25 protein-coding genes, 1 tRNA gene and 1 pseudogene are annotated in these 22,719 nt (G+C 67.9%); 14 read left to right on the forward strand and 13 right to left on the reverse strand.

The features are described from left to right. Nucleotides 1-8: 8 nt before the first annotated feature. Together ACTIFS_RS18275 and ACTIFS_RS18280 are read right to left on the reverse strand one after the other, a co-directional pair. Nucleotides 9-641 (reverse strand): flavin reductase family protein, encoded by a 633-nt coding sequence (locus ACTIFS_RS18275; protein ID WP_439575555.1) that lies wholly within the window; start codon nucleotides 639-641, stop codon nucleotides 9-11. Between the two features lie 3 nt (nucleotides 642-644). After that, complete coding sequence (locus ACTIFS_RS18280) at nucleotides 645-1,220, reverse strand: nitroreductase family protein (RefSeq protein WP_439575556.1); 576 nt, start codon at nucleotides 1,218-1,220, stop codon at nucleotides 645-647. Between the two features lie 143 nt (nucleotides 1,221-1,363). On the opposite strand from ACTIFS_RS18280, the gene ACTIFS_RS18285 reads away from it, so the two are divergent. Next, entirely contained in the window at nucleotides 1,364-2,437 is a 1,074-nt protein-coding gene (locus ACTIFS_RS18285; RefSeq protein ID WP_439575557.1) for a hypothetical protein, read from the forward strand. A gap of 35 nt (nucleotides 2,438-2,472) precedes the next feature. On the opposite strand, the gene thrS is transcribed toward ACTIFS_RS18285, so the two are convergent. Together thrS and ACTIFS_RS18295 are read right to left on the reverse strand one after the other, a co-directional pair. Next, on the reverse strand, nucleotides 2,473-4,443 hold the full coding sequence (thrS, locus tag ACTIFS_RS18290; protein ID WP_439575558.1) for a threonine--tRNA ligase: 1,971 nt from the start codon (nucleotides 4,441-4,443) through the stop codon (nucleotides 2,473-2,475). Nucleotides 4,444-4,630: 187 nt separating this feature from the next. Next, nucleotides 4,631-5,335 carry an outer membrane protein gene (locus tag ACTIFS_RS18295; protein WP_439575559.1) on the reverse strand — a complete coding sequence of 235 codons (705 nt, stop codon included), beginning with the start codon at nucleotides 5,333-5,335 and terminating at the stop codon, nucleotides 4,631-4,633. A 251-nt stretch (nucleotides 5,336-5,586) separates the two neighbouring features. Here ACTIFS_RS18295 and ACTIFS_RS18300 point away from each other — a divergent pair, with 251 nt between their 5' ends. Continuing rightward, nucleotides 5,587-6,345: a hypothetical protein gene (locus ACTIFS_RS18300; RefSeq protein ID WP_439575560.1), complete on the forward strand. Its 759-nt coding sequence runs from the start codon at nucleotides 5,587-5,589 to the stop codon at nucleotides 6,343-6,345. Here ACTIFS_RS18300 and yidD read toward each other — a convergent pair. Together yidD and ACTIFS_RS18310 are read right to left on the reverse strand one after the other, a co-directional pair. Further along, entirely contained in the window at nucleotides 6,276-6,641 is a 366-nt protein-coding gene (gene yidD, locus ACTIFS_RS18305; RefSeq protein ID WP_439575561.1) for a membrane protein insertion efficiency factor YidD, read from the reverse strand. The two genes, ACTIFS_RS18300 and yidD, sit on opposite strands and share 70 nt — an antisense overlap. Nucleotides 6,642-6,645: 4 nt before the next feature. Beyond that, entirely contained in the window at nucleotides 6,646-7,095 is a 450-nt protein-coding gene (locus ACTIFS_RS18310; RefSeq protein ID WP_439575562.1) for an iron-sulfur cluster assembly scaffold protein, read from the reverse strand. Between the two features lie 222 nt (nucleotides 7,096-7,317). Here ACTIFS_RS18310 and folE point away from each other — a divergent pair, with 222 nt between their 5' ends. Then, the gene (folE, locus tag ACTIFS_RS18315; RefSeq protein ID WP_439575563.1) at nucleotides 7,318-7,947 is read left to right on the forward strand and encodes a GTP cyclohydrolase I FolE; all 630 of its coding nucleotides are present in this window, start codon (nucleotides 7,318-7,320) and stop codon (nucleotides 7,945-7,947) included. Nucleotides 7,948-7,960: 13 nt separating this feature from the next. Here the strand turns inward: folE and ACTIFS_RS18320 are convergent, their stop codons facing one another. Then, on the reverse strand, nucleotides 7,961-8,329 hold the full coding sequence (locus ACTIFS_RS18320; RefSeq protein ID WP_439575564.1) for a VOC family protein: 369 nt from the start codon (nucleotides 8,327-8,329) through the stop codon (nucleotides 7,961-7,963). 58 nt (nucleotides 8,330-8,387) lie between these two features. Further along, a complete protein-coding gene (locus tag ACTIFS_RS18325) occupies nucleotides 8,388-9,086 on the reverse strand; it encodes a metal-dependent hydrolase (RefSeq protein ID WP_439575565.1) in 699 nt (232 codons plus the stop codon). Between the two features lie 103 nt (nucleotides 9,087-9,189). Here ACTIFS_RS18325 and ruvX point away from each other — a divergent pair, with 103 nt between their 5' ends. Next, nucleotides 9,190-9,669 carry a Holliday junction resolvase RuvX gene (gene ruvX, locus ACTIFS_RS18330; RefSeq protein ID WP_439575566.1) on the forward strand — a complete coding sequence of 160 codons (480 nt, stop codon included), beginning with the start codon at nucleotides 9,190-9,192 and terminating at the stop codon, nucleotides 9,667-9,669. Here ruvX and ACTIFS_RS18335 read toward each other — a convergent pair. Both ACTIFS_RS18335 and ACTIFS_RS18340 read right to left on the reverse strand, forming a co-directional pair. Beyond that, the gene (locus ACTIFS_RS18335; protein WP_439575567.1) at nucleotides 9,656-10,585 is read right to left on the reverse strand and encodes a GNAT family N-acetyltransferase; all 930 of its coding nucleotides are present in this window, start codon (nucleotides 10,583-10,585) and stop codon (nucleotides 9,656-9,658) included. The genes ruvX and ACTIFS_RS18335 overlap by 14 nt on opposite strands. Nucleotides 10,586-10,638: 53 nt before the next feature. Continuing rightward, nucleotides 10,639-10,881, reverse strand: a complete 243-nt coding sequence (locus ACTIFS_RS18340; RefSeq protein ID WP_439575568.1) for a FliM/FliN family flagellar motor switch protein — start codon at nucleotides 10,879-10,881, stop codon at nucleotides 10,639-10,641. A 100-nt stretch (nucleotides 10,882-10,981) separates the two neighbouring features. Here ACTIFS_RS18340 and lipB point away from each other — a divergent pair, with 100 nt between their 5' ends. After that, on the forward strand, nucleotides 10,982-11,653 hold the full coding sequence (gene lipB / locus ACTIFS_RS18345) for a lipoyl(octanoyl) transferase LipB (RefSeq protein WP_439575597.1): 672 nt from the start codon (nucleotides 10,982-10,984) through the stop codon (nucleotides 11,651-11,653). Between the two features lie 16 nt (nucleotides 11,654-11,669). On the opposite strand, the gene ACTIFS_RS18350 is transcribed toward lipB, so the two are convergent. Next, nucleotides 11,670-13,760 carry a GumC family protein gene (locus tag ACTIFS_RS18350; protein ID WP_439575569.1) on the reverse strand — a complete coding sequence of 697 codons (2,091 nt, stop codon included), beginning with the start codon at nucleotides 13,758-13,760 and terminating at the stop codon, nucleotides 11,670-11,672. Nucleotides 13,761-13,895: 135 nt separating this feature from the next. Between ACTIFS_RS18350 and ACTIFS_RS18355 the strand changes: the two genes are divergently transcribed. The 9 genes from ACTIFS_RS18355 (at nucleotide 13,896) to ACTIFS_RS18395 (ending at nucleotide 21,254) form a co-directional block, all read left to right on the forward strand. After that, complete coding sequence (locus ACTIFS_RS18355) at nucleotides 13,896-14,516, forward strand: polysaccharide biosynthesis/export family protein (protein ID WP_439575570.1); 621 nt, start codon at nucleotides 13,896-13,898, stop codon at nucleotides 14,514-14,516. Nucleotides 14,517-14,520: 4 nt separating this feature from the next. Next, nucleotides 14,521-15,648: a glycosyltransferase gene (locus ACTIFS_RS18360; RefSeq protein WP_439575571.1), complete on the forward strand. Its 1,128-nt coding sequence runs from the start codon at nucleotides 14,521-14,523 to the stop codon at nucleotides 15,646-15,648. A 104-nt stretch (nucleotides 15,649-15,752) separates the two neighbouring features. After that, nucleotides 15,753-17,285 (forward strand): undecaprenyl-phosphate glucose phosphotransferase, encoded by a 1,533-nt coding sequence (locus ACTIFS_RS18365; RefSeq protein WP_439575572.1) that lies wholly within the window; start codon nucleotides 15,753-15,755, stop codon nucleotides 17,283-17,285. Further along, nucleotides 17,282-18,544, forward strand: a complete 1,263-nt coding sequence (locus ACTIFS_RS18370) for an O-antigen ligase family protein (protein WP_439575573.1) — start codon at nucleotides 17,282-17,284, stop codon at nucleotides 18,542-18,544. Before ACTIFS_RS18365 ends, ACTIFS_RS18370 begins: the two co-directional genes overlap by 4 nt. Next, nucleotides 18,535-18,611 (forward strand) — tRNA-Pro (locus ACTIFS_RS18375). The genes ACTIFS_RS18370 and ACTIFS_RS18375 overlap by 10 nt, the downstream gene beginning before the upstream one ends. Nucleotides 18,612-19,066: 455 nt before the next feature. Continuing rightward, nucleotides 19,067-19,276 (forward strand): cold-shock protein, encoded by a 210-nt coding sequence (locus tag ACTIFS_RS18380; RefSeq protein ID WP_439575574.1) that lies wholly within the window; start codon nucleotides 19,067-19,069, stop codon nucleotides 19,274-19,276. Nucleotides 19,277-19,407: 131 nt separating this feature from the next. Continuing rightward, nucleotides 19,408-19,647, forward strand: a complete 240-nt coding sequence (locus ACTIFS_RS18385) for a hypothetical protein (RefSeq protein WP_439575575.1) — start codon at nucleotides 19,408-19,410, stop codon at nucleotides 19,645-19,647. A gap of 220 nt (nucleotides 19,648-19,867) precedes the next feature. After that, complete coding sequence (locus tag ACTIFS_RS18390; RefSeq protein WP_439575576.1) at nucleotides 19,868-20,785, forward strand: polysaccharide deacetylase family protein; 918 nt, start codon at nucleotides 19,868-19,870, stop codon at nucleotides 20,783-20,785. A gap of 79 nt (nucleotides 20,786-20,864) precedes the next feature. Further along, nucleotides 20,865-21,254, forward strand: a complete 390-nt coding sequence (locus ACTIFS_RS18395; protein ID WP_439575577.1) for a hypothetical protein — start codon at nucleotides 20,865-20,867, stop codon at nucleotides 21,252-21,254. Nucleotides 21,255-21,944: 690 nt separating this feature from the next. Here ACTIFS_RS18395 and ACTIFS_RS18400 read toward each other — a convergent pair. Together ACTIFS_RS18400 and ACTIFS_RS18405 are read right to left on the reverse strand one after the other, a co-directional pair. Then, nucleotides 21,945-22,200 (reverse strand): annotated as a pseudogene (locus ACTIFS_RS18400) (MerR family transcriptional regulator); the annotation flags it as partial. 112 nt (nucleotides 22,201-22,312) lie between these two features. After that, nucleotides 22,313-22,627 (reverse strand): integration host factor subunit alpha, encoded by a 315-nt coding sequence (locus ACTIFS_RS18405; protein ID WP_439575578.1) that lies wholly within the window; start codon nucleotides 22,625-22,627, stop codon nucleotides 22,313-22,315. Between the last annotated feature and the right edge of the window lie 92 nt (nucleotides 22,628-22,719).

Raw genomic sequence — 22,719 nt, forward strand, 5'->3', positions numbered from 1 at the left:
GCCAGGCTTCAGCCTTTGCGCTCGTTGAAATTGCCGCCGCCGGCCGGCCGGGTCATGCGGAACATCTGCTCCGGACCGACCGCAAAATACTGGTCGTAGCCGCCGCGCATGATCGGCCGCATGGCGGCGGTGTCGACGAAGCCGTCCTTGACGAAGGTGTCGTCGATATAGACGCCGACCACCTCGCCGATGACGAGGAAGTAGCGCGTCTTGCCTTCGAGCGAGGTGAGCGGCACCGTCTGAAGCCACTTGCATTCGAGGGCCGCGGGGGCCGCCTTGACCCGCGGCGGCTTCACGAACCGCGACGGTGCCGGCTCAAGGCCGGCAAAGGCCAGTTCGCTCTCGCCGCGCGGCAGCGGCGCGGAGGTGGCGTTCATGGCGTCGCGCAGGTCCCAGTTGGAAAAGGAGCAGGTGAACTCGCCGGTCTCCTCGATGAAGGCACGCGCGTCCTTCAGCCCGTCGGAGGAGAAGGCCACCATGTGCGGCCGGTCCGATATGGCATTGAAGAACGAATAGGGCGAGCAGTTGACCCGCCCTTCGCGATCGAGCGCCGTGATCCAGCCGATCGGGCGCGGAGCGACCAGGGACTTGAACGGATCATGCGGAAGGCCATGGTCGGCGGCGGCGACGCTATAGTGCACGGGTCAGGGCTCCAGGTGGCTGATGATGGTTGTCATGTCAGGCCGGATACGGTCGTCGGCCTTCGCGGTCGGCGTGCCGAGATGAACGAAGCCAGCAATCGTCTCATGGGCTTCAAGACCGAGCCGGTCGAGCACGCGCCGGTCGAAGGCCGGCCATTCGGTGATCCAGGTTCCGCCGAAACCATATGCCGTGGCCGCGTGAAGCAGGTTGAGGCAGACGGCTCCGCACGAGAGGACCTGCTCCCATTCCGGAATTTTTGGATGGGGGGCGGCGCGCGACACCACCGCCACGCACACGGGCGCGCGCGTGAAGCGAGCGCGCTCGATCTCCCGCCGCCGGTCCTCGACGGCCGGGTCATCCGCCGCGACGAGACCTTCCAGGAACCGGCCAAGGCTTGCGCCGGCCTCGGGCCCGATGACGATGAAGCGCCAGGGCGCCAACTTGCCGTGATCCGGCACGCGGGCGGCAATGGCGAGCATGGCCTCAAGGATTGCGGCATCCGGCCCCGGTCCGCCCATCAGCGCGAAGGGCACGGACCGGCGGGTGGTCAGATGGTCGATCAGGGGGGAATGCGTCATCGCTGCCTCGTGGCGGCCCCGGTCCGAGCCCTGACGCTCAACTAGGGGAACGGCCGCCATCCGCCAAGGGGCAGCCTGCCGGGTTGCGCGCACGGCTGATCCGCACCAAAAAGGGCCATATTCCGAACCGACAGCATGGACCCATGATCCGACGGCTGCTTCCGACCGCCCTCTTGGCCCTGTCCCTCCTCGCCCTAGCGCCGCAGCCGGGGACCGAGGCCGTGGCGCAGGGGCTGCCGACCCGTCCCGACCAGCCGTCGCTGGTCATCCCCGCGCCACCCGCCTCGCCGCTCGGCACCGACCTTCAAAGGCGGCGCCGGCTCAGCCCCGGCGGGGCCGCAGCGCCCTTCTTCACCCTCCCCGACGGCGCCATGCCCTTCGTGCCGCAGACGGGCACGGGCCCGTCCCTGCTGCCGGGCATCGCACCGCAGCCGAACCTGCCGCCGCAATTCGCCGACCGCACCCCCGTCGTGATCGACGCGCAGTTCAGGCCGGGAGGCCAATATGTCCGGCAGGGCCTGCACTGGCGCATCTTCAGCGACCAGCCGGAGGCGAGCGGCGCCTTTGCCCTTGTCGAGGAATCGCGCGACGCGCAGGGGGTCTTCGCCCTCAGGCCCGGCGGCTACATCCTCCACGTCGCCTTCGGCACGTTCTACCGGGTCAAGCGCATCCAGATCTCCAATGTTCCCCATCGCGAGACGATGGTGCTGAATGCCGGCGCGGTGCGCCTCGCCGGCAAGGTCGGCGAGCGGACCATCCGCCTGCAGAGCCTCTCGTTTGACATCTATGCCGGCGGCCTTTTCGACGGTGGCGAGCCGCGCCTCGTCATGCGCCAGGTTCCGGCCGGCGATCTGATCGCGCTGCAGGAAGGCACCTACCATGTCGTCTCCACCTATGGGGACGCCAATGCCACCATCCGCGCCGACATCCGCATCCGCGCAGGCCAGGTCACCGATGCGACCATCCACCACCGGGCGGCCAATATCCGCCTGCGTCTGGTGCGCGGCCAGGAGGGCGGCGAGCGGATCGACACGGCCGCCTGGACGGTGCTGACCCCCGGCGGCGACGTCATCAAGGAATCGATCGGCGCCTTCCCCGACATGGTGCTGCAGGAGGGCGAGTATCTCGCCATCGCCCGCCACGAGGGACGCGTGTTCAACAAGCGGTTCCAGGTCGAGGCCGGCAAGGACGTCGCGATCGAGGTGGTGGCCCAGTAGCACGCCCGGGCGGGACGGGGCCCGGGCTGGAGCCCCTACCCCGCCGCCTGTGCCCGCCTCACATCCGGCGGGACCGCCTCCTCCACCAGCTTCGCGACCACCGCGTCGAGCGTCATCGTTTCCTGCGCCTGGCTACCGAAGCGGCGGACCGAGACGGTGCGTTCGGCCGCCTCCTTCTTGCCGACGGCCAGGATGACCGGGATCTTCTGGAGCGAATGCTCGCGCACCTTGTAGGAGATCTTCTCGTTGCGCAGGTCGGCATCGGCCTTGAGGCCGGCCCTGCGGCAGGCCGCCAGCACCTCCGTCGCATAATCGTCGGCCTCGGAGGTGATCGGACAGACCACCACCTGCTTCGGCGCGAACCAGAACGGGAAGTTTCCGGCGAAGTTCTCGATCAGGATGCCGATGAACCGCTCCATCGAGCCGCAGATGGCCCGGTGAACCATGACGGGCGTGGTTTTCTCGCCATCCGAGCCGATGTAGAAGGCGCCGAACCGTTCGGGGAGGTTGAAATCGACCTGCGTGGTGCCGCATTGCCAGTCGCGGCCGATCGCGTCGCGCAGCACATATTCGAACTTCGGACCATAAAAGGCCCCCTCGCCCGGATTGATGGCGGTCTTGATCCTGCCGCCGGACTGCGCGGCGATCGTCTCCAGCACCCGGCCCATCACGTCTTCCGCGCGATCCCACAGCGCATCCGCGCCGACCCGCTTCTCCGGCCGGGTCGAGAGCTTCACCACGATCTCGTCGAAGCCGAAATCGGCATAGGTCGTCAGGATCAGGTCGTTGATGCGGATGCACTCGGCTTCCAGCTGCTCGTCGGTGCAGAAGACATGCGCATCGTCCTGGGTGAAGCCGCGCACGCGCATCAGCCCGTGCAGCGCGCCGGACGGTTCGTAGCGGTGGACCACGCCGAACTCGGCGAGCTTCATCGGCAGGTCGCGGTAGCTCTTGAGACCATGCTTGAAGATCTGCACGTGGCCGGGGCAGTTCATCGGCTTGATGGCGAACCAGCGCTTGTCCTCGGCCTCGTCGCCGGCCGACTGGGCCGCAAACATGTTCTCCCGATACCAGCCCCAGTGGCCGGACGTCTCCCACAGCGACTTGTCGAGAAGCTGGGGTGCGTTGACCTCGTCATAGCCATGTTCGGCCAGCCGCCGGCGCATATAGGCGACGAGGGTCTGGAACATCGACCAGCCCTTGGGATGCCAGAAGACGACGCCCGGCCCCTCCTCCTGGAAATGGAACAGGTCCATCTCGCGGCCGAGGCGGCGATGGTCGCGCTTCTCGGCCTCTTCCAACATGTGGAGATAGGCCTTCAGCTCCTCGTCGGTGCGCCAGGCGGTGCCATAGATGCGGGTCAGCATCGGATTGTTCGAATCGCCGCGCCAATAGGCGCCGGCCACCTTCATCAGCTTGAAGGACGTGCCGATCTGGCCGGTTGCGGCCATGTGCGGGCCGCGGCAGAGGTCGAACCAGCCGCCCTGGTCGTAGAGCCTGATCTGCTGGTCGGCGGGGATGGCCTCCACCAGCTCGACCTTGAAGGCCTCGCCCTTGTCGCGGAAGATCTGCATGGCCTCGTCGCGCGAGACGACCCGCCTGGTGAAGGGCCTGTTCGCGGCGACGATCTTGCGCATCTCGGCCTCGATGGCCGCGAAGTCCTCAGGCGTGAAGGGCTCGTTGCGGAAGAAATCGTAGTAGAAGCCGTTCTCGATGACCGGGCCGATGGTCACCTGCGTGCCCGGCCACAGCTTCTGCACGGCTTCGGCCATGACATGGGCCGCGTCGTGGCGGATCAGTTCGAGGGCCTCGGGACTGTCGCGGGTGACGAATTCGATGCGGGCGTCGCGCGCGATCGTCTCCGACAGGTCCGTCAGGACCCCGTCGAGCTTGACGGCGATGGAGCGTTTGGCGAGCGAGGGGGCGATGGCCTTGGCAACATCGAGGCCGGTCATGCCGGCGTCGTAGGAGCGCTCGGCGCCATCGGGGAAGGTCAGGTTCGGCATGTCGGGTTCCTCTCACTCCTGCCGACGAAGCAGGTAAGGGGTTGGCGTGGACAATTGGCCCGAAACCGGACTTGCCGGCACGAAGCGGCATCCGGTCGCAGGACGAGCGTGGAGATAGCGAAGCCACGGCCGAAATGCAAAACGCCGCCCCGGAGGACGGCGCTGCAACCTTGCCGGCTGTCGCGGATCAGTAGCGGGCGACGACCGCTCCCCCGCCGGTGATGAAGCGGTAGTTCACGCCGATCGTGACGGTGTGGATGTCCATTCTGGTGGGATTGCTCAGCCCCTGCGCGAAGAAGAACCGGCCATTGCCCAGATTGACATAGTTGTACTCGATCTTGGCCGTCCAGTTCGGGGCAAACGCATGCTCGATGCCGGCGCCGAGGAACCAGCCGCCGCGCCAGTTGCGCGCCTGCGTCGGGGGGCCGGCATCATCGGCGAACCAGCCGATGAAACTGGCCGCCGCGAAGCCGCCCTTGGCGTAGATCAGCGACCGGTCGAAGGCATAGCCGATACGCGGACCGATCGTGGTCAGGAAGTCGACGCGCGATCCGATCCGCTGGATGCCGAAGGGCGGCGGCGCGACGTCGGCAATGGTCGAGCCGGCAAGGCCGCCGAAGCCAAGCGTCGCCTCAAGGCCGATCACGACCCGGTTGGACAGCTGATGATTGAAGCCGAACTGCACGCCGCCGAGCAGGCCGTTAAAGCGATGGGTCGAATCGGGGTCTCCCGGGAACGTCTGCTGTCCGGTCCCGAAAGCGACATGGACGCCGGCATAAAGGCCCTGCCACGAGAACGATGCCGGACCCACTGTCTCGTAGGCCGGATCGGCTGCCTTCGCCGACGGTGTCATGAGCGCCAGCAACGCGCCAGCCAGAAGCACTTTCCTCACGTCGCATCTCCCTCCGTCGGGCGCGGTCCCATCGCGCCGGGCCTCGTCGCTGTCCGGAGCACGCCGCTGCCTGCCCCGCCGCAGGCGACTCGCTCCAATCCACCGGACGAGGATCGGGTGGGCCGGGATCGAAAGGAACTCTCCAAACAGAGAAGGGACGGCGATTGGGTTGCACCGTGGCGGCGCCGTCACAGGGCGGCTCGCCGGCTGCGGCTTGGGTCATGCAACCGGCTGGGCTAGGGTGCGGGACGATGGCGCTCCGCATGGTCCTGCCGCTGCATTGGTCCCGAACGTGTCCCGCGCTGGCCCTGGCGCTGGCGCTATGCGCAACCCTTGCGGCCGCCACCGCCGAGCCGACAAGGCCGATGGCGGCCATGGCCTTCACCCTGGAGCGCGGCGCACCCGATGCCTGCGGCACGGGCTGCTCGGAATGGATCGCGGCCGAGGGCAGCGTTCTGGCCGCAACCCCGACGGATTTCGCGGCCCTTCTGGCGCGGCTCGGCGAGACCCGCCCGCCCGTGCTCGTGCAGTCGCCCGGCGGCACGGTGGAAGCCGCCATGGCCATGGGCCGGCTGGTGCGCCGGGCCGGCCTGGTGGTCATCGTGGCGCGCACCGAGAGGTCAGGAGCCCTGCCCGCTCCCGCCCTCGACGGGGAGTGTCATGGCGCGTGCCTCTACCTGCTGGCGGCCGGTACCGAACGGGCGGTGGCGCCCGGCGCCATCGTGACGATCACGCCGCTCGACTTTCCCGGCCCCGCCGACGCACCCTTCCCTCCTGCGATGCGCTCGCGCCTGATCGCGGCGGGCCTGATGCGGGTGCGCGCCTACCTGTCAGAAATGGGGATCGACACACAGCTGGCCGACTATCTCGACGGCGACCGCTACGAGCCCTTCTACCCGGACCGGGGTCTTCTGGAGTTGACCGGTCTGATCACCCGCGATCAGCCTTTCGGGTTCGGCCCGACCGCCTCGCAGACCGGTCCGCCGCCGCGCCAGCGCCAGGACCCGTAGCGCCAGGGCCGATACCAGCGGGCGGCCGGGGGCCGGTGCAGCGGCGGATTGTCAATGCCCGACGTGCCCCAGCCGTGGCAGCGGCACAGACGCGCCAGCCCCATCCAGCCGCCGGCCCACAGGCCATGGCGCAGCACCGCCTCGTCCATATAGGCCGAGCAGGTGGGCATGTGCCGGCACCAGCGGCCGACGAGCATGGAAATCGACAGCTGGTAGCCGCGGATCAGGACATGGGCTCCGAGGCGCGGCCAGCGCGACGGGCGCCGGTCGGCGAACAGCTCATGAAGGTCGGACACGCGCTCATTCCGCCGCGGCGGCCGGGCGCCCCGCCTCGATCCGGCCGATGGCATCGACCACGGCGTCGAAGGTCAGGAGTGTCGAGGCATGGCGGGCCTTGTAGTCACGCACCGGCTCGAGCACGGCCAGGTCCGCCCAGCGACCGGACGGAGCCGGCCCACCCTCCTTCAGCATGCGGCGCATGATCTCGCGCACGTCGCGAAGCTCTGCGGTCGTCGAGCCGACGATGGTGCGCCCCATGATCGAGGACGAGGCCTGGCCCAGGGCACAGGCCTTCACGTCCTGGGCGAAATCCGCCACCGTGTCGCCGTCCAGCACCAGGTCCACCGTGACGGTCGAGCCGCACAGCCTGGAATGGGCGGTCGCGCTCGCCTGCGGATGCTCCAGCCGGCCGAGCCGCGGGATATCCGCCGCCAGTGCCAGGATTCGCTTGTTGTAGACGTCGTCGATCACTTTCACATCCGTGTCACAGGAGATGAACATCTGTTCATGGAGCGTTCAGATGCAAAACAGATATATGCCTGACCAAGAGGCAATGTAACCCCGGCAGAAGATCGGGGCGCGAGGGAGAGGCGACGGGCAGGCGGGCCGACAGGGTCTTTTTTCGCGCGCCCGCTGCAACCAAAACCCACCCTCAAGCGTAGTCGTATGAGTGCCAGAGCGGAGTAGCGTGCCATGGATGCCGTCGTAACGACCCTTCCCCTGGCGAAGGCCGCCGAACCGCATATGCGGCGGAGGCCGTCGCGCGACGAGGCGGAAGCGGCCGTCAGGACCCTGATCGAATGGATCGGCGATGACCCGCGCCGGGAGGGGCTGCTCGACACGCCGCGCCGCATGGTCAAGGCCTGGGAAGATCTGTTCCGCGGCTACCACCTGTCACCGGGCAAGGAACTGGGAACGGTCTTCGAGGAGGTTGGCGGCTACGGCGATATGGTGCTCGTTCGCGACATCCCGTTCTTCTCCCATTGCGAACACCATATCGTGCCGATCTCCGGCCGCGCCCATATCGCCTATTATCCGCGCGAGGGCGTGGTGGGCCTGTCCAAGCTCGCCAAGGTCGTGGACATCTTCGCCCGCCGCCTGCAGACGCAGGAGAACATGACGGCCGAGATCATCGGCTCGATCGAGGAGCACCTGCAGCCGCGCGGCGCCGCCCTGCTGGTCGAGGCCGAGCACATGTGCATGTCGATGCGCGGCGTGCAGAAGCAGGGTGTCTCGACGGTGACCACGGGCTTCACCGGCCTGTACCGCGACGATCCCGCCGAACAGGCCCGGTTCATGACCATGATCCGCGGCTTCCGCTAATCGTCCTGTGGCCTCATGGCAGGTTGAGCTGCCATGACACGCCGAACCGATCCTGAACCCAGGCAAACTGCCGGCTGAATCCGTAGTTTCCGAGCGGCATCATGACAGAGCCGCCTTCGCCAAGGGCGGCGGCAAGGCGTTCGATCTCGTCCTGCGCCTCGCAATCGACGAAGAGCGACATCGACGGCGTGAAGCCGAAGGCATGTTTCGCCGGGCTGTCGATGCACATGATCTCGCGCCCGGCGATGGTGAAGCGCGCAGTCTTCACGGAGCCTTCGGGGCCCGCCTCGGCGGGCCCGTAGCGGTCGACAGCGACGAGTGCGGCGTCCGGAAACACCGACACGTAGAAGGTCATGGCCGCTTCGGCGGCGCCCTCGAACATGAGGAAGGGTCAGACGGACGAGACCATGAACCGTTTCTCCGATCAGCCCATTTGACGGTCAGACCGACACGGTCTCCCCCGGCTTCGGAACGGCCACCTTCGTGCTTGTTCCCGCCATGCCGGATACGAACCGGTCGGCCGTCGCGTCGATGATCGGGAACGTGCCGTAATGGCAGGGAATGGCGGTGTCGAAGGTGAAGAACTTGCGGCAGGCGAAGGCCGCCGCATCGCCGCCCATGGTGAAGCGGTCTCCGACGGGCACGAGGCCGACGGTCGGCTTGTGATACTCCGCGATCAGGCCCATGTCCGGCATCATGTCCGTGTCGCCCATGGCATAGATGACCGGGCCGCCGGCTGGCTTGATGATGATGCCGTTCGGGTTGCCGAGCGCGTGGCTCACGCCGTCGTGGAAGTCGGCGGATGAATGCAGCGCATTGGTCAGGGTGACGGTGAAGCCGCCCTGGTCGGTGCTGCCGCCGGTGTTCATCGGGTCGAAGTTCTTGAGCCCCTTGGCCGCCAGATACATGCACAGGTCGTAATTGGTGACGACCTTCGCGCCGGTCTCCTGCGAGATCGCCACGGCGTCGCCGACATGGTCGCCATGGCCATGGGTCAGCAGCACATGGGTCGCCCCCGCGATTGCCTCCGCGCGGTCGCCGGTGAAGGACGGGTTGCCGGTCAGGAACGGATCGACAAGCACCACCGAGGAGCCGAAGTCGAGGCGGAAGGCAGAATGGCCGAACCAGGTGATCTTCATGGGATGCGTCTCCTCGCATGGGACTTTGCGCGAGAGCGGAGTATAGGTCGGCTTCCCGTCGTCTCAACGGCCCCGAAGGATCGCCCGTCATGGATTGCCCGTCATGGCGCTGACCGAGCTTGCCGCGATGCGGGCCCTTGTGGCGGCGGGACAGCGCATCATGGGCCTCGATCTCGGCACCAAGACCATCGGCACGGCGCTGTCCGACGTGAACTGGACAATTGCCACGCCGCTCGAGACCATCCGGAGGGTCAAGTTCACGCCGGACGTCGCGGCCCTCATGGCACTTGCCGAACGGCACGGCGTCGGCGCGCTCGTCATCGGCCTGCCGAAGAACCTCGACGGAACCGAGGGACCGCGCGCCCAGTCCACCCGCGCCTTCGTGCGCAATCTGGTCCCGAAGACGGATCTGCCGATTGCCTTCTGGGACGAGCGGCTGTCGACCGCTGCCGTGACGCGCACGCTTCTGGAGGCTGACGCCTCGCGGGCGCGGCGTGCCGAACTGGTCGACAAGATGGCCGCGGCCTACATCCTGCAGGGCGCGCTCGACCGGCTCGGCTATGGCGAGTTCAGCGAGCGGTAAGGTCGAGTTCCCACGTCTCGCCCACGAGATCCGCACCGAAGGAATGGTGCGGCTGGCTGGCGGTCATCACGAAACCCTCGGCCTGGTAGATCGCGCGGGCCGCTGAGAGCACGTCGTTTGTCCACAGGGTCATGCGCCGGTAGCTGGCCTCGCGCGCGAAGGCGATGCAGTCGCGCACCAGCCTGCGGCCGAGGCCGGAGCCGCGTTCGGAGGCCTCGACATGCAGCAGCCGCAGTTTGGCGACGCCCTTGCCGGCATCGACGCAGAACACGGCGCCCACCACCTCCCCGCCCCTCTCGGCGACGAAGGCGCGTTCGCGCAAGGGGTCGTGTGCCTCGATGAAATCGGCGGCAATGCGGGCCGCGAGCGGCTCGTATTCGTGGTTCCAGCCATATTCCTGGTGGTAGATGCGCGCCTGCGCGGCAACGATCAAGCTGATGTCACCCGGCCGGTGGCGCCGGATTTCGACCTCCCCAGTGCGGCCCGAGAGCAGATCCTCGACTTCCGCCATCGCCCGTACCAGCCGGGTACGGCCGCCCGGCCTGAGCCTTGCCAGCAGCGCGCCGACCTCCTGGCGGGAGGCTGCATCATAGGGGGCAAAGCCGGCCCTGCCCGCCCCGGTCAGTGCGATGAGGCTGCGCCGGCGGTCGTCGGGATCGGGCCGGCGTTCGATCTGCCCGGCCGCCTCGAAGCGCCGCAGCAGCCGGGAGAGATAACCGGGATCGAGCCCGAGTTCCTCGCAGAGCTGGCTGGCGGACAGCCCGTCGCGGGCGAAAAGCTCGTAGAGGACGCGCGCCTCGGTGAGCGACCAGGGACTGCCGAGATAGCGGCCGAGCAGGCCCGCAGCCCGCGTGTAGAAGCGGTTGAAGGCCCTGACGCTGGCGACCTGTTCCGCATCCACCTCGATATCGGCCATGACCGCCTCCCCCTTGGGAAAGGCTGGACCGATCAGTTGACGGAGTCAACCATTCAGCGAAGATCGAGCGGCCGCGGCAGCATCTCGGTGATCTGCACGCCGATCCGGTTGCCATTGATGACCACTTGTCCACGGGCGATCGGCATGCCGTTGGCGAGGATTTGCACCTCGTCGTCCTCCGTGGCATCGAGTTCGATAATGGCGCCGCGGGCCATACGCAGCATCTGATGAATCGGCATCTTGGTCGTCCCGAGGACGACCGATACGTCGAGAGGAACGGTTTGCAGTTGCGCCATGTCGGCCCTTGATGAGGATGCACTTGCGAAGGACGGGCACAGCCTGATCGATCATGGTGAACGAGTGGTAAACGCGCGTGCCGATCTGGGTCTCTCGCTGATGGCGCAGGAGAGCGCCCCGCCGGTGCAATGGGCGGTAAGCGAGGGCGAGATTGCCTATCCCGAAGCACTCTCGGCAATGGAGCAGCGGGTTGCGGCCATGGCGGATGGCCTGGCACGCGAACTCGTCTGGCTTCTGGAACACCCGCCGCTCTACACATCCGGCACGTCTGCGGAGCCCGGCGGCGTGCTCGATGCCCGCTTTCCGGTCTTCGAGGCGGGACGCGGCGGCCAGATGACCTATCACGGGCCGGGCCAGCGCGTGGCCTATACGATGCTCGACCTGAACCGGCGCCGGCGCGACCTCAGGGCCTTCGTTGCGGCGCTGGAAGACTGGATCATCGCAACGCTCGATGCCTTCAACATCCGCGGCGAGCGGCGCGAGGACCGGGTCGGCGTCTGGGTCCGCAGGCCCGACAAGGGGCCAGGCCACGAGGACAAGATCGCCGCCATCGGCATCCGCGTGCGGCGCTGGATCACGCTTCACGGCATCTCGCTCAATGTGGAGCCGGATCTGTCGCATTTTGCCGGCATCGTGCCCTGCGGCATCGCCGACCCGCGCTATGGCGTCACCAGCCTCGTCGATCTCGGCCTGCCGGTGACCCTGCCGGAGGTGGATGCGGTTCTGCGGGCGCGATTCGAGGCCCGGTTCGGACCGACCGTGCCGCTCTGACGCGACGACCGAGCAATCAGGCAGCGGCTGCGACAGTTGCGGGCTCGGCAGCCGCCAGCATGACCACTACCGGCTCAAGGCCTGCGTCCGTCAGACGCTCGAAGGCGGCGATGACGGCCGGATCATGGGCCTCCGTCTCGGCGACCACCACGGCCTCGTCGGCCAGCGCGGCAAGGTCCGCCGCCTCCCCGGATAACTCGCCAGAGAGAACGATGACCGAATCATAGGTCGAGGACAGGGCGTCGATGGCAAAGGCGACGATGTCCGGCTCGGGCGCGCGGGCCTCGCCGCTTCGGCCGAGCGGCACGATATGGGCGCGCGACTGGGGATCGGCGTGAATGGCTGCTGCCAGCGGAATGGCGCCGGCGGCATAGTCGGCAAGGCCGTCCGCGCGCGGACCGGCCAGCGCCGAGAGCGCGGCGGTCGATGGGTCGAGATCGACCATGACCACGGCCCGCCCGGTGCGGCTCAGTTCGCGTCCGAGCGCGATCGCGACACCGGTCGCGACCAGTCCGGCGGCGGTCGGCACGACCAGAGTGCGCCGGGCCTCACGGCCGTCGGCGACCAGCATGCCGGCAAGGGCGGCAATGCTGTCGGGATATTCGGGAGCGGCAGGCTCCGGGCCTGTCGCTTCGGGGACGTCAGCGAACCGGGCCGGCTCGGCGGCCTGCATCCGGGGGGCGGCGGCGGCCGGCGGGCCCGACAGGAGCGCCAGTGTGGTCACGCAGCCGAGCGTCAGGAGCAGCGTACCGAGCGTTGCGATCAGAATGGTTGGAATCTTGCGCGGGAAGGCCGGCAGATTGGAGACGACAGCCTGCGAGACCACCCGGGCATCAGCGGGAATGGCGCCGGCCGATTCGCGGGCCGAGGCGTCGCGGTAACGCGACAGCAGCGCCTCGAGCTGGTCGCGCAGCGACTTGGCCTCGCGCTCCAGCACGCGCAGCTGGATCTCCTGCTCGTTGGCCCGGCTTGCCTGCTGCTTCACCTGGTCGAGGTCCTGCTGCAGCGATTCCACCCGCGCCCCGGCGATGCGGGCGTCGTTCTCCAGAACGCGCACCAGCTTCTCGGCCTCCAGGCGGACCTGCGTCTCCAGATTGGCAAGCTGGGCGCGCAGTTCGGCGATGCGCGGATGGCGCGGGCCAAGCGTCGAGGACTGCTCGGCAAGCTGGGCGGTGACCGCGGCCCGCTGCTCGTTCAGGCGGCGGATGATCTCCGAATTGACCACGTCGCCCGCCTCGATCGGCCGGCGGGTGCGCAGGAAGTCGCGCAGAAGGCGCGAGCGGGTCTGGGCATCGGTCTGCTGGGCGCGAGCCGCCGCGATCTGGCCGTTGACGTCGGCAAGCTGCTGGGCGGTCAGGCTGATATTGTTGGCGCCGGTGAACAGGTCCGCGCGGGCGCGAAAGCTCTCCACGCGGCCTTCGGCTTCGACGACCTTGCGGCGCAGCTGCTCGACCTCTGTGCCGAGCCACTGGCCGGCCGAGCGGGTCTGGTCGCGCTTGTTGGTGCGCTGTGCCTCGATCAGCCGGTCGGCGATGGCGTTGGCGGCGCGGGCGGCCAGCTCCGGATTGCCCGATTCGAACTGGATGGCGATGACGCGCGAGCGGTCCACCTGATAGGCGGTCAGGCGCGACTGGTAGCTGCGCAGCACGCGCTCCTCGGCGGTCATGCGCAGGGGATCGTCGGCAAGGCCGAGCATGACCAGCGCCTGCCGGACCGGATTGAACCGGCGCAGGGCCGGATCAAATTCGGGATTGCGGGCGAGATCCAGCTGCTCGACCACCGCCTTCGCCACATCGCGCGAGAGGACGACCTGCACCTGGCTGAGCACGGCTTCCTGGTCGATGGCCGACCGGTCGGGGGCCGCACCCCGCTCCGATTCGGGCCTTGTGTAGGAGGTCTCGCCGCTCTCCACGAGGATGCGCGCCTCCGAGCGATAGGTCGGCTGGACGAGATTGACGGCGATCGCCGACAGGCCGAGCGCGAGCAGGGTTGGCAGCACGATCCAGTGGCGACGGTCCCAGATGGCGCGGCCGAGCGCCCCGAGGTCGAGTTCTCCACCCTGGGCGCCACGCGCGTCGAGTTCGTTGCTGGATGCGGTCCGGTTCATGGGTCCAACTGAAACCCATCACGGTTGCCATCGCGTTAATGGCGCGTGCACCCCGCACGGCAGTCAAAGGCTTTCTTAACCACGTCCGACCATGATCACGCGCAAGTCCTGATTGCTCGTCCCGGACGGACCGTGATGCGTCGAATGCTTGCCCTGACCCTCTGTGCCCTGATGTTGGCTGGCTGTGCCGGCCGTCCGGGGCCAGGACCTGGAACGCTGGTGGACACCACCCGCGGCACGGCCGGTCCCGTGGACGGCCCCGGCACCGCCGTCTCGCAGGAGGCCATCCTGCCGCGCGGCCCCTATCTGCTGGATACCGGCGACCGGCTGCGCGTCGTGGTGTTCGGCCAGGAGAGCCTGACCAATGCCTATGCGGTCGATCCGGCAGGCAACATCGCCATGCCGCTGATCGGCACTGTGCCCGCCGCCGGGCGCTCCACCGACATGCTGAGCCGCGAGATTGCCGGCAAGCTGCGCGGCGGCTTCATCCGCGACCCATCGGTCTCGGTCGAGGTCGAGACCTACCGGCCCTTCTTCATCATGGGCGAGGTGACCGCTGGCGGCCAGTTTCCCTATGTCAGCGGCATGACCGTTCAGCACGCGGTCGCCATAGCCGGCGGTTTCACGCCGCGCGCCAATCGCGGCAATGTCGAGGTCACCCGGCGCATCAATGGCCAGCTCTACCGGGCCGATGTGCCGATGACCCATCCGCTGGTGCCCGGCGACACGGTGGTGATCCGCGAGCGCTGGTTCTGAGCCCGTGACAGCCAGCAGCCTTTCCGTCCTGCACGTGATGCGCGCGCCGGTGGGCGGCCTGTTCCGCCATGTCTGCGACCTTGCCCGCGAGCAGACGGCGCGCGGGCACCGCGTCGGCATTCTGGCCGATGCCGCCACAGGCGGAGACCGGGCCGATGCCGTGCTTGCCGACCTTGCCCGTGAGCTTGCGCTGGGGGTCACCCGCGTGCCGATGAGCCGCGACCTCGGCCTGTCGGACTGGACGGCGTTCCGTGCGGCGCGCCGGCTGATCGCGGACCTGGCCGTCGATGTCGTTCACGGTCACGGCGCAAAGGGCGGCGCCTATGCGCGACTTGCCGGCGCCGGACGCGTGCGGGTCTACACGCCGCATGGCGGCTCGCTACACTATGCCCGCTCCTCGCCGGTCGGCTTCGCCTATCTGACGCTGGAGCAGATTCTCGCGCGGCGCACCGACCTGTTCCTGTTCGAAAGCGGCTATGGCGAGACGACCTTCGCTGCCAAGGTCGGCCGACCGGCCGGCCTGGTGCGCATCGTCCACAACGGCGTCGCACCCGCCGAGTTCGAACCCGTGGAACCGGCGACCGACGCGACCGATCTGCTCTTTGTCGGCGAATTGCGTCTGCTCAAGGGCGTGGACGTGCTGCTGCGATCCCTCGCCCAGCTGAGGGCCGGAGGGCGACCGCTGACCGCCACGCTGGTCGGCGCAGGACCGGATGCGGCACAGTTCCACGCCATGGCCGGGGAGCTTGGCCTCGGCGAGGCGACGCGCTTTCCCGGCGCGATGCCGGCCCGTCACGCCTTCACGCTTGGCCGGTTGATGGCCGTGCCCTCGCGCGCCGAATCCCTGCCCTATATCGTGCTGGAGGCCGGGGCTGCGGGCCTGCCGCTGATCGCCACCAGAGTGGGTGGCATGGCCGAGATCCTCGGGGACGACGCGGACCTCCTGATCCCGCCGGACGATGCCGGGGCCCTTGCCGCAGCCATCGCCTCGAGGCTGGACGGACACTCGCAGACCGCCGAGCAGGCCGGGCGGCTGAAGCAGCGCATCGCCTCGGCCTTTTCGGTCTCGGCAATGACCGACGGGGTGCTGGCCGGCTATGCCGAGGCGATGTCACGCCGCCTCGCCACCTGACGCCGCAGGATCAAGCGAAAAGCAACCTTTGTCGCCTAGCCTTCGCGCAGGGGAAGCGCCCGGCCGGATGGCCGGACCTGACAGGCGTTGGCCAGAGGACGGACATGCTGGGATTCACAGGGCGGGACATCGTCAAAGCGGCCGCCGGCACCGAGCGAGCGCCGGCCATGCCGCCGCGCGAACTGCCCGATCTTGCCGCGCGGATCGCCGGCGAGGCGGTCGCGCCAGCCTATTCGCCGGTGGTGATCGGCGGCGTGGTTCGCCTGGTCGAGTTCGTCGTCATCCTGTTCGTCGGCGCCACGCTCTATCTCGGCTGGGTCTATCCGTCAGACGGCATCCAGTGGGTGTCGACACTTGGCCTGTTCGGCGTCGCCTTCCTGTCCATTCTGGTGTTCCAGGGTGCCGGCCTCTACGACATTCAGGTCTTCCGCACGCAGGTCGCCCAGTTCGGCCGGCTGCTGGTTGGCTGGACCCTCGTGTTTCTCGTCGCCCTTGCAGCCGCCTTCTTCCTGAAGTCCGGCGAGGAGCTGTCGCGCTTCTGGCTCGGTTCCTGGTACCTGACCGGCCTTGCCGCCATGGTCGTGCTGCGCTCGGTGCTGGCGCAGTTCGTGCGCTCCTGGTCCCGGGCGGGCCGCCTGCAGCGCCGCGCTGTGATCGTCGGCGGCGGCAAGCCGGCGGAGGAGCTGATCGCCGCCATCCAGGCGCAGACCGACAGCGACGTCACCGTCTGCGGCACGTTCGACGACCGCACCGACGAGCGCTCGCCGGCCCATGCGGCCCATGTGCCGAAGCTTGGCAACGTCGATGACCTGGTCGAGTTTGCCCGCCGGACCCGCGTCGACCTCGTCGTCGTCACCCTGCCGATGACCGCCGAGACGCGTGTGCTCACCATGCTGCAGAAACTGTGGGTACTGCCGGTGGACATCCGGCTCGCCGCCCACACCGCCAAGCTGCGGTTCCGGCCGCGCGCCTATTCCTATATCGGCAACGTGCCGGTGCTCGACGTGTTCGACAAGCCGATCCAGGACTGGGACGTCGTGCTGAAATGGGTGTTCGACAAGGTGGTCGGCACCGCCGCCCTGATCGCGCTGTCGCCCCTCATGCTCGCCACGGCGATCGCGGTGAAGCTCGATTCGAAGGGCCCGGTCCTGTTCCGCCAGAAGCGCTACGGCTTCAACAACGAGATGATCGAGGTGTTCAAGTTCCGCTCCATGTACACCGACATGAGCGATGCCTCGGCGGCCAAGCTGGTGACCAGGGGCGATCCGCGGGTCACCCGCGTCGGCCGCTTCATCCGCAAGACCTCGCTGGACGAGCTGCCGCAGCTCTTCAACGTGGTGTTCAGCGGCAACCTGTCGCTGGTCGGCCCGCGCCCGCATGCCGCGCAGGCCAAGGCCGCCGACCGGCTCTATGACGAGGTGGTGGACGGCTATTTCGCCCGTCACAAGGTCAAGCCCGGCATCACCGGCTGGGCGCAGATAAACGGCTGGCGCGGCGAGACCGACACGCCGGAGAAGATCCAGCGGCGCGTCGAGCACGACCTCTACTACATCGAGAACTGGTCGATCCTGTTCGATCTCTACATCCTCGCGAAGACACCGCTGTCGCTCGCCAGCCATCGCGAGAACGCGTTTTGACGCTGGCCGCCGGGGCGCCCGCGCCGACAACCGGCCTTCGCATCGGCAAAGAGCGGCTGCGCCTCGCCCTGCTCTTCCTGATGATGGTGGGCGGTGCGTTCGTCTTCGCCGAGCCCTCGCCCTACGAGGTCGGTGCGCTGCTGGCGGTGGCGGGCTTTGCGGCCACCGGCGCCCTGACGCTCCGGCCGGCGCATCTGCCGCTGGTCTTCATCCTGATCCTCTACTGTCTGGGGCTGACCATCTCGGCCATCCCGGTGTTCGGGGCGACCAAGGTGGTGCCATGGGTGGCGGTGTCCTGGTATCTCGCCGTCACCATGCTGTTCTTCGCCATGATCGCGGCGGAGAACACCGAGCAGCGCATGGCCGTCATCGTCCGCGGCTGGACCCTCGCCGCGCTGATCGCCACGGCTGCCGGGCTTGCCGGCTATTTCCGGCTGCTGCCCGGCGCCTTCGACCTGTTCACCCTCTATGGCCGCGCCAAGGGCACGTTCAACGACCCGAACGTCTTCGGCCCCTTCCTTGTCCTGCCCATGCTGATGGCCGTGCAGGCCTTCTATCGCGGCACGCTGAGGCAGGCGATTCCCGCGGCCGCCGTGCTGGCCGTGCTGATGCTCGGGCTCCTGCTCTCCTTCTCGCGCGGGGCCTGGATCCATTTCGGCATGTCGGCGGCGATCATGACCGGCCTGCTGTTCCTCACCGCGCGGTCGGCGGCCGCGCGGGCCCGCATCGTTCTGGTCGTGATGGCCGGCCTTGCCGTGCTGACCGTGCTCATCGGCCTTGCGCTGTCCGTCGACGCGATCGCGGACCTGATGCGCGAGCGCGCCAGCTTCAACCAGAGCTATGATTCGGGACCCATGGGCCGGTTCGGCCGCCACGCCTATGGCTGGCAGATGGCGCTCGATCGCCCGCTCGGCATCGGCCCGCTGCAGTTCCACCGGTTCTTCCCGGAGGATCCGCACAATGTCTATCTCAACTCGTTCATGGCGGGCGGCTGGCTGGCCGGCATCCTCTATCTTGTCCTCGTCGGCGTGACGCTGTTCCTCGGCCTTGCCGCAAGCTTCACGCGCACGCCCTGGCAGCCCGTGACCATCGCGGTGTTCGCGACCTTTGCGGGCCTCGCCTTCGAGGGCCAGATCATCGACACCGACCACTGGCGCCACTTCTGGGTGCTGGGCGGGCTGATCTGGGGTCTTGCGCTCGCCAACCGGGTTGCGGTCAGAAGCGAAACGGCTTACATCCCGCGAACGGTCGGAGTGTAGCGCAGCCCGGTAGCGCACTTGCATGGGGTGCAAGGGGTCCCGAGTTCGAATCTCGGCACTCCGACCAAACTTCCCCTGACATTTTGGGATGATTGCAGGCGACGGCAGACGCCGTGGATGCTGCCTGGCCGGCGATCAATCCCGACAGGGTTCATGCGCTGCCGCGCTCCCTGCTCCCGCCGTGATGCGCCAACCCTGATTGACCTGTGGGGCCGGCGTGCCACCCCGCTGCCGGGTTTTCCAGCTAAGCCAGACAGATTTGCAAAGAGGCTTTCCGGCTGTCGGAAGCATTTCATTCCGGCTTCTGGTGACGGGCCGATTGTTCTTTGAAAATCGTTCCATCAAGAAATGTCTTGCCTTTCCGGATGATCACGCCTATAAGAACTCATCGATATTTGCTCGGTCGGCCCTTTGTTTTTTGCCGCTTCGGCGTGCTCCTGACGAAACCTCCCCTTCGAAAATCGTTCTACACCGCCGCGCATCCGCGCGGGCGGACATTTATTGCCAAAAGGGAGGATCATCATGACCACCGGCACAGTAAAATGGTTCAACGCCACCAAGGGTTTCGGCTTCATTCAGCCGGATGACGGCGGCGCTGACGTCTTCGTGCACATCTCCGCCGTCGAGCGGGCCGGCATGAGCAACATTCATGAGGGCCAGAAGCTCGGCTACGAAGCCATGCGGGACAACCGGTCCGGCAAGGTTGCGGCCGAACAGCTCCAGGCGGCGTGATTGCCGCTGCTGAGAACCGGTTTCCACGGATGTACTGGGACCATGGATCGAAGCAGACGTCGAAGGAAGGCCGGGCGCATGCTCGGCCTTTTTTCACACCAGCACACTCTCGTGCCAGCAAGGACGATCGTATGACCAATGAAACCAAGGCCCGCATGGTGGCCAACGCCGCCTTCCTGAACATCCAGTCCAAGAACCTGACGCGTGACCGCATCCTGACCGACATCCAGGTGGCCGCAGACGCACGCGACGACAACATGCACAAGCTGAGGCAGTTGCGCATGGAGCGGGATACCCGCGCCCGTCATGCCGCACGCGCCGCGCCGGCCAAGGTCGCGCCGGCCCGGACCCGCAAGCACACGGGCGGCTGAGGCCGGCCCGTTCTCTCTGCGGGATGCGATGTCTTGCGTCCCCCCGCGACCCTTCCCGACCCGTCCAGGGTCGGGGGACATGACCGGCATACCCTGCCGATGAAAGCCGCTCCGACCGGTCCCGCATCGCCCTGTTGCAGCGCAGCAGAGGTGACAGAGGGGTATGCCCTCGCGCAGCATGGGCGGGATGCCGGTCCGCCGGCCCTTCAGGACCTGCGCGATGCCCGACCTGCCCTCTCCCCCGTCCCTCCCCACGCATGGCCGCTACGGCTACAGCGCCATCACGCACCGGCCGGTCTATGACTGGCCCGGTGGCCGGCGCCTCGCCGTCTATCTCGGCCTCAACCTCGAACATTTCGCCTTCGGCGAGGGGCTCGGCGCCGAGCTTGCCCCCGGCGGGCCGCAGCCGGACGTGCTCAATTTCGCCTGGCGCGACTACGGCAACCGCGTCGGCGTCTGGCGGATGATCGAGATGTTCGACCAATTGGCCCTGCCCGCCTCGGTGCTGGTCAATTCCGCGATCTACGGCTACTGCCCCGAAGTGATGGATGCGTTCCGCGCGCGCGGAGACGAGGTGCTCGGCCACGGTCGCACCAATTCCGAACGGCAGGGCGTGCTGGACGAGGCGGCGGAAGCCCGGCTCATTGCAGACACCAGCGCCGTCATCAATGCCGCCGAGGGCCGGACGCCGCGGGGCTGGCTCGGCCCCTGGATTTCGCAGAGCCGGGTGACGCCGGACCTGCTGGCCGAGGCCGGCTACACCTATCTGCTCGACTGGTGCCAGGACGACCAGCCGGTCTGGTTTGCCACGCGCGGCGGCGGACGCATCCTCTCCGTGCCCTACCCGCAGGAGTTGAACGACATACCGGCCATTGTCGCGCGCAAGGATTCGGCCAGCCAGTTCGCCGACATGATCATCGACCAGTTCGACGAGATGCTGGAACAGTCCGCGGCCATGCCGCTGGTCATGGGGATCGCCCTGCACCCCTATATCGTCGGCCAACCCTTCAGGCTGAGGCAGTTGAGGCGGGCGCTCGCCCATATCGCGGCCCGTCGCGAGGCGGTCTGGATCACCAGCGCCGGCGCCATCGCAGCCCATGTCGCCGCCCTGCCGGAGGGAACCGTGCCGGGCTTCTGAATGGACCCGCCCCCTTGCACAAGCGCGCCGCCTCCCCCAACACTGGCCCGACGGCATCCCGCAGCGTCAAGGGGCATCCATGACCTTCCGAACGCGTGTACGCCCGCGGCTCCCCGGGCTGGTCGGCATCGCGCTGCTGATGATCCTGCCGGCAGCGCTGGGGGCGAGCTATATCCTCGGCTTCAACGCCACGAGCCCGGAGGAGCGCACGCTCTACTGGCAGCTCACCATCGCGCTCGCGCTCGCACTGCCCATCGGCCCGCTGCTCATCCTGTTCGGCTGCGAACTGGAAACGCGGGCCGATATCGAGATTCAGTCCAAGCTGGAGCGCATGCTCTATGCGTTGGAGACCGCCAACGACCAGGCGGCGGCACTCGATGCCGGGTTCTCGTCCGTGCGCGAACTGGCCGAGCACATGAAGCGGCGGATCGAGTCGCCGCCGGAACCTCCAACGTCGCGATTCCGGTGAGGCGGCGTCAGGCGCCGTCGAGCACCGCGTCGAGGCGGCGGCGGCATTCGGTGAGTTCATAGAGCGCGGCCTGCAGCCGCCGAACGTCCTCGGGTGCAAGGACGGCCGGGGCAAACCTCAAAGTCTGGCCGCGGGCCAGTCCCCCCGTGTCCGGACCTGCTGACGCGGGCTCCGCCGGGAAAGCCGGCGCGGCGGCACTGCCATTGCCATTGCCATTGCCCGGCCGCCCGGCACCGCCATATGGCAGGCCGCGGTCGGGGGCGGCGCTCGCTACAGCGGCTGGAGCCGCTGGCCTGGCAACGACGGTCGGGGCCGCGCGTTGAGGCTCCTCTTCAGCCCCCGCCCCGAACGTCTGGCGGGTGTCTTCCTCCGGCTCGAAGCGGTCGTCAAAGCCGGCGGCGGCGGGCTCTGCCGCCAGCGGCGCTTCGGCGGCCTCGTCCTGCGGCCAGCCAAGAACCGGTTCCGAACGGACCGGATCCGAATGGACCGGCTCGGAGCGCATCTGTTCGGAAAGGGGCGGTTCCGCACGGGCCGGCATCGGGGACGGGCCGGCGAACAGGCCGCGCAGTCCCGCCGTGAGCCCGGCGCGCGGCGACTCATGGTGGCGGGCGCGTGCCTCTTCCTCGATGGTGACGACATCCGGGCCACCGGGCTTGGCGGGAGCGGCAAGGCCCTCCCCGCGCCCGAGCGCCTGGATGGCCTTGACGCCGCTTTCCTTGATGATGCGCTGCACGCCGCGGATCGTGTAGCCCTGCCCGTAGAGCAGGTGCCGGATGCCGCGCAAAAGGTCGATGTCGTCGGGGCGGTAGTAGCGGCGGCCTCCGCCCCGCTTCAGCGGGCGGATCTGGGCAAAGCGCGTCTCCCAGAACCGCAAAACATGCTGCGGCAGGTCCAGTTCATCCGCGACTTCGCTGATCGTCCGATAGGCGTCGGGGGCCTTGTCCACTAACCAGTCCCGCAATTGAGGAGGTTTGACGCTCTAGCCGCGCCGGAAGGCGAAACCGTGACGGATTCGCACGCCTTCCTCAACGTCAAATGAGAGGCATCTGCCTGATCGTTCAGTCCTTCAGGCCGCTGGCGTCGCGCCCGTTGATCCGGGCCTTCAGGATGTTCGAGGGCTTGAACACCATCACGCGCCGGGGCGCGATGGGCACTTCCTGCCCGGTCTTGGGATTGCGGCCGATGCGCTCGCCCTTGGACCTGACCACGAAGGAGCCGAAGGAGGAGAGCTTCACCGTCTCCCCGTCCGCCAGGCAATCGGTAATTTCCTTCAGCACCTGCTCGACCAACTGGGCCGATTCAGACCGGGACAGCCCGACCTTCTGGTACACCGCCTCGCACAGATCCGCGCGCGTGACCGTCCTGCCCGCCATGTCGACCCCCAAATTGGCCCCGCCAGCGACGTTTCTGCCGGCGCTCCGAGCACCGCGGCCGCTTCTTATCACTCTGATTTCATTATCACTAT

This window comes from Phreatobacter sp., from assembly GCF_051860605.1.
In the GTDB taxonomy this organism is placed as follows: Bacteria; Pseudomonadota; Alphaproteobacteria; order Rhizobiales; family Phreatobacteraceae; genus Phreatobacter.

What these genes read in the sequence shown, in the direction of transcription:
- ACTIFS_RS18280 (WP_439575556.1), bottom strand. Translation starts at nt 1,220, where the DNA reads ATGACGCATTCCCCCCTGATCGACCATCTGACCACCCGCCGGTCCGTG.
- ACTIFS_RS18285 (WP_439575557.1), top strand. Translation starts at nt 1,364, where the DNA reads ATGATCCGACGGCTGCTTCCGACCGCCCTCTTGGCCCTGTCCCTCCTC.
- thrS (WP_439575558.1), bottom strand. Translation starts at nt 4,443, where the DNA reads ATGCCGAACCTGACCTTCCCCGATGGCGCCGAGCGCTCCTACGACGCC.
- ACTIFS_RS18300 (WP_439575560.1), top strand. Translation starts at nt 5,587, where the DNA reads ATGGCGCTCCGCATGGTCCTGCCGCTGCATTGGTCCCGAACGTGTCCC.
- folE (WP_439575563.1), top strand. Translation starts at nt 7,318, where the DNA reads ATGGATGCCGTCGTAACGACCCTTCCCCTGGCGAAGGCCGCCGAACCG.
- ACTIFS_RS18320 (WP_439575564.1), bottom strand. Translation starts at nt 8,329, where the DNA reads ATGTTCGAGGGCGCCGCCGAAGCGGCCATGACCTTCTACGTGTCGGTG.
- ACTIFS_RS18325 (WP_439575565.1), bottom strand. Translation starts at nt 9,086, where the DNA reads ATGAAGATCACCTGGTTCGGCCATTCTGCCTTCCGCCTCGACTTCGGC.
- ruvX (WP_439575566.1), top strand. Translation starts at nt 9,190, where the DNA reads ATGGCGCTGACCGAGCTTGCCGCGATGCGGGCCCTTGTGGCGGCGGGA.
- ACTIFS_RS18335 (WP_439575567.1), bottom strand. Translation starts at nt 10,585, where the DNA reads ATGGCCGATATCGAGGTGGATGCGGAACAGGTCGCCAGCGTCAGGGCC.
- ACTIFS_RS18340 (WP_439575568.1), bottom strand. Translation starts at nt 10,881, where the DNA reads ATGGCGCAACTGCAAACCGTTCCTCTCGACGTATCGGTCGTCCTCGGG.
- lipB (WP_439575597.1), top strand. Translation starts at nt 10,982, where the DNA reads ATGGCGCAGGAGAGCGCCCCGCCGGTGCAATGGGCGGTAAGCGAGGGC.
- ACTIFS_RS18350 (WP_439575569.1), bottom strand. Translation starts at nt 13,760, where the DNA reads ATGAACCGGACCGCATCCAGCAACGAACTCGACGCGCGTGGCGCCCAG.
- ACTIFS_RS18355 (WP_439575570.1), top strand. Translation starts at nt 13,896, where the DNA reads ATGCGTCGAATGCTTGCCCTGACCCTCTGTGCCCTGATGTTGGCTGGC.
- ACTIFS_RS18365 (WP_439575572.1), top strand. Translation starts at nt 15,753, where the DNA reads ATGCTGGGATTCACAGGGCGGGACATCGTCAAAGCGGCCGCCGGCACC.
- ACTIFS_RS18380 (WP_439575574.1), top strand. Translation starts at nt 19,067, where the DNA reads ATGACCACCGGCACAGTAAAATGGTTCAACGCCACCAAGGGTTTCGGC.
- ACTIFS_RS18385 (WP_439575575.1), top strand. Translation starts at nt 19,408, where the DNA reads ATGACCAATGAAACCAAGGCCCGCATGGTGGCCAACGCCGCCTTCCTG.
- ACTIFS_RS18390 (WP_439575576.1), top strand. Translation starts at nt 19,868, where the DNA reads ATGCCCGACCTGCCCTCTCCCCCGTCCCTCCCCACGCATGGCCGCTAC.
- ACTIFS_RS18395 (WP_439575577.1), top strand. Translation starts at nt 20,865, where the DNA reads ATGACCTTCCGAACGCGTGTACGCCCGCGGCTCCCCGGGCTGGTCGGC.
- ACTIFS_RS18405 (WP_439575578.1), bottom strand. Translation starts at nt 22,627, where the DNA reads ATGGCGGGCAGGACGGTCACGCGCGCGGATCTGTGCGAGGCGGTGTAC.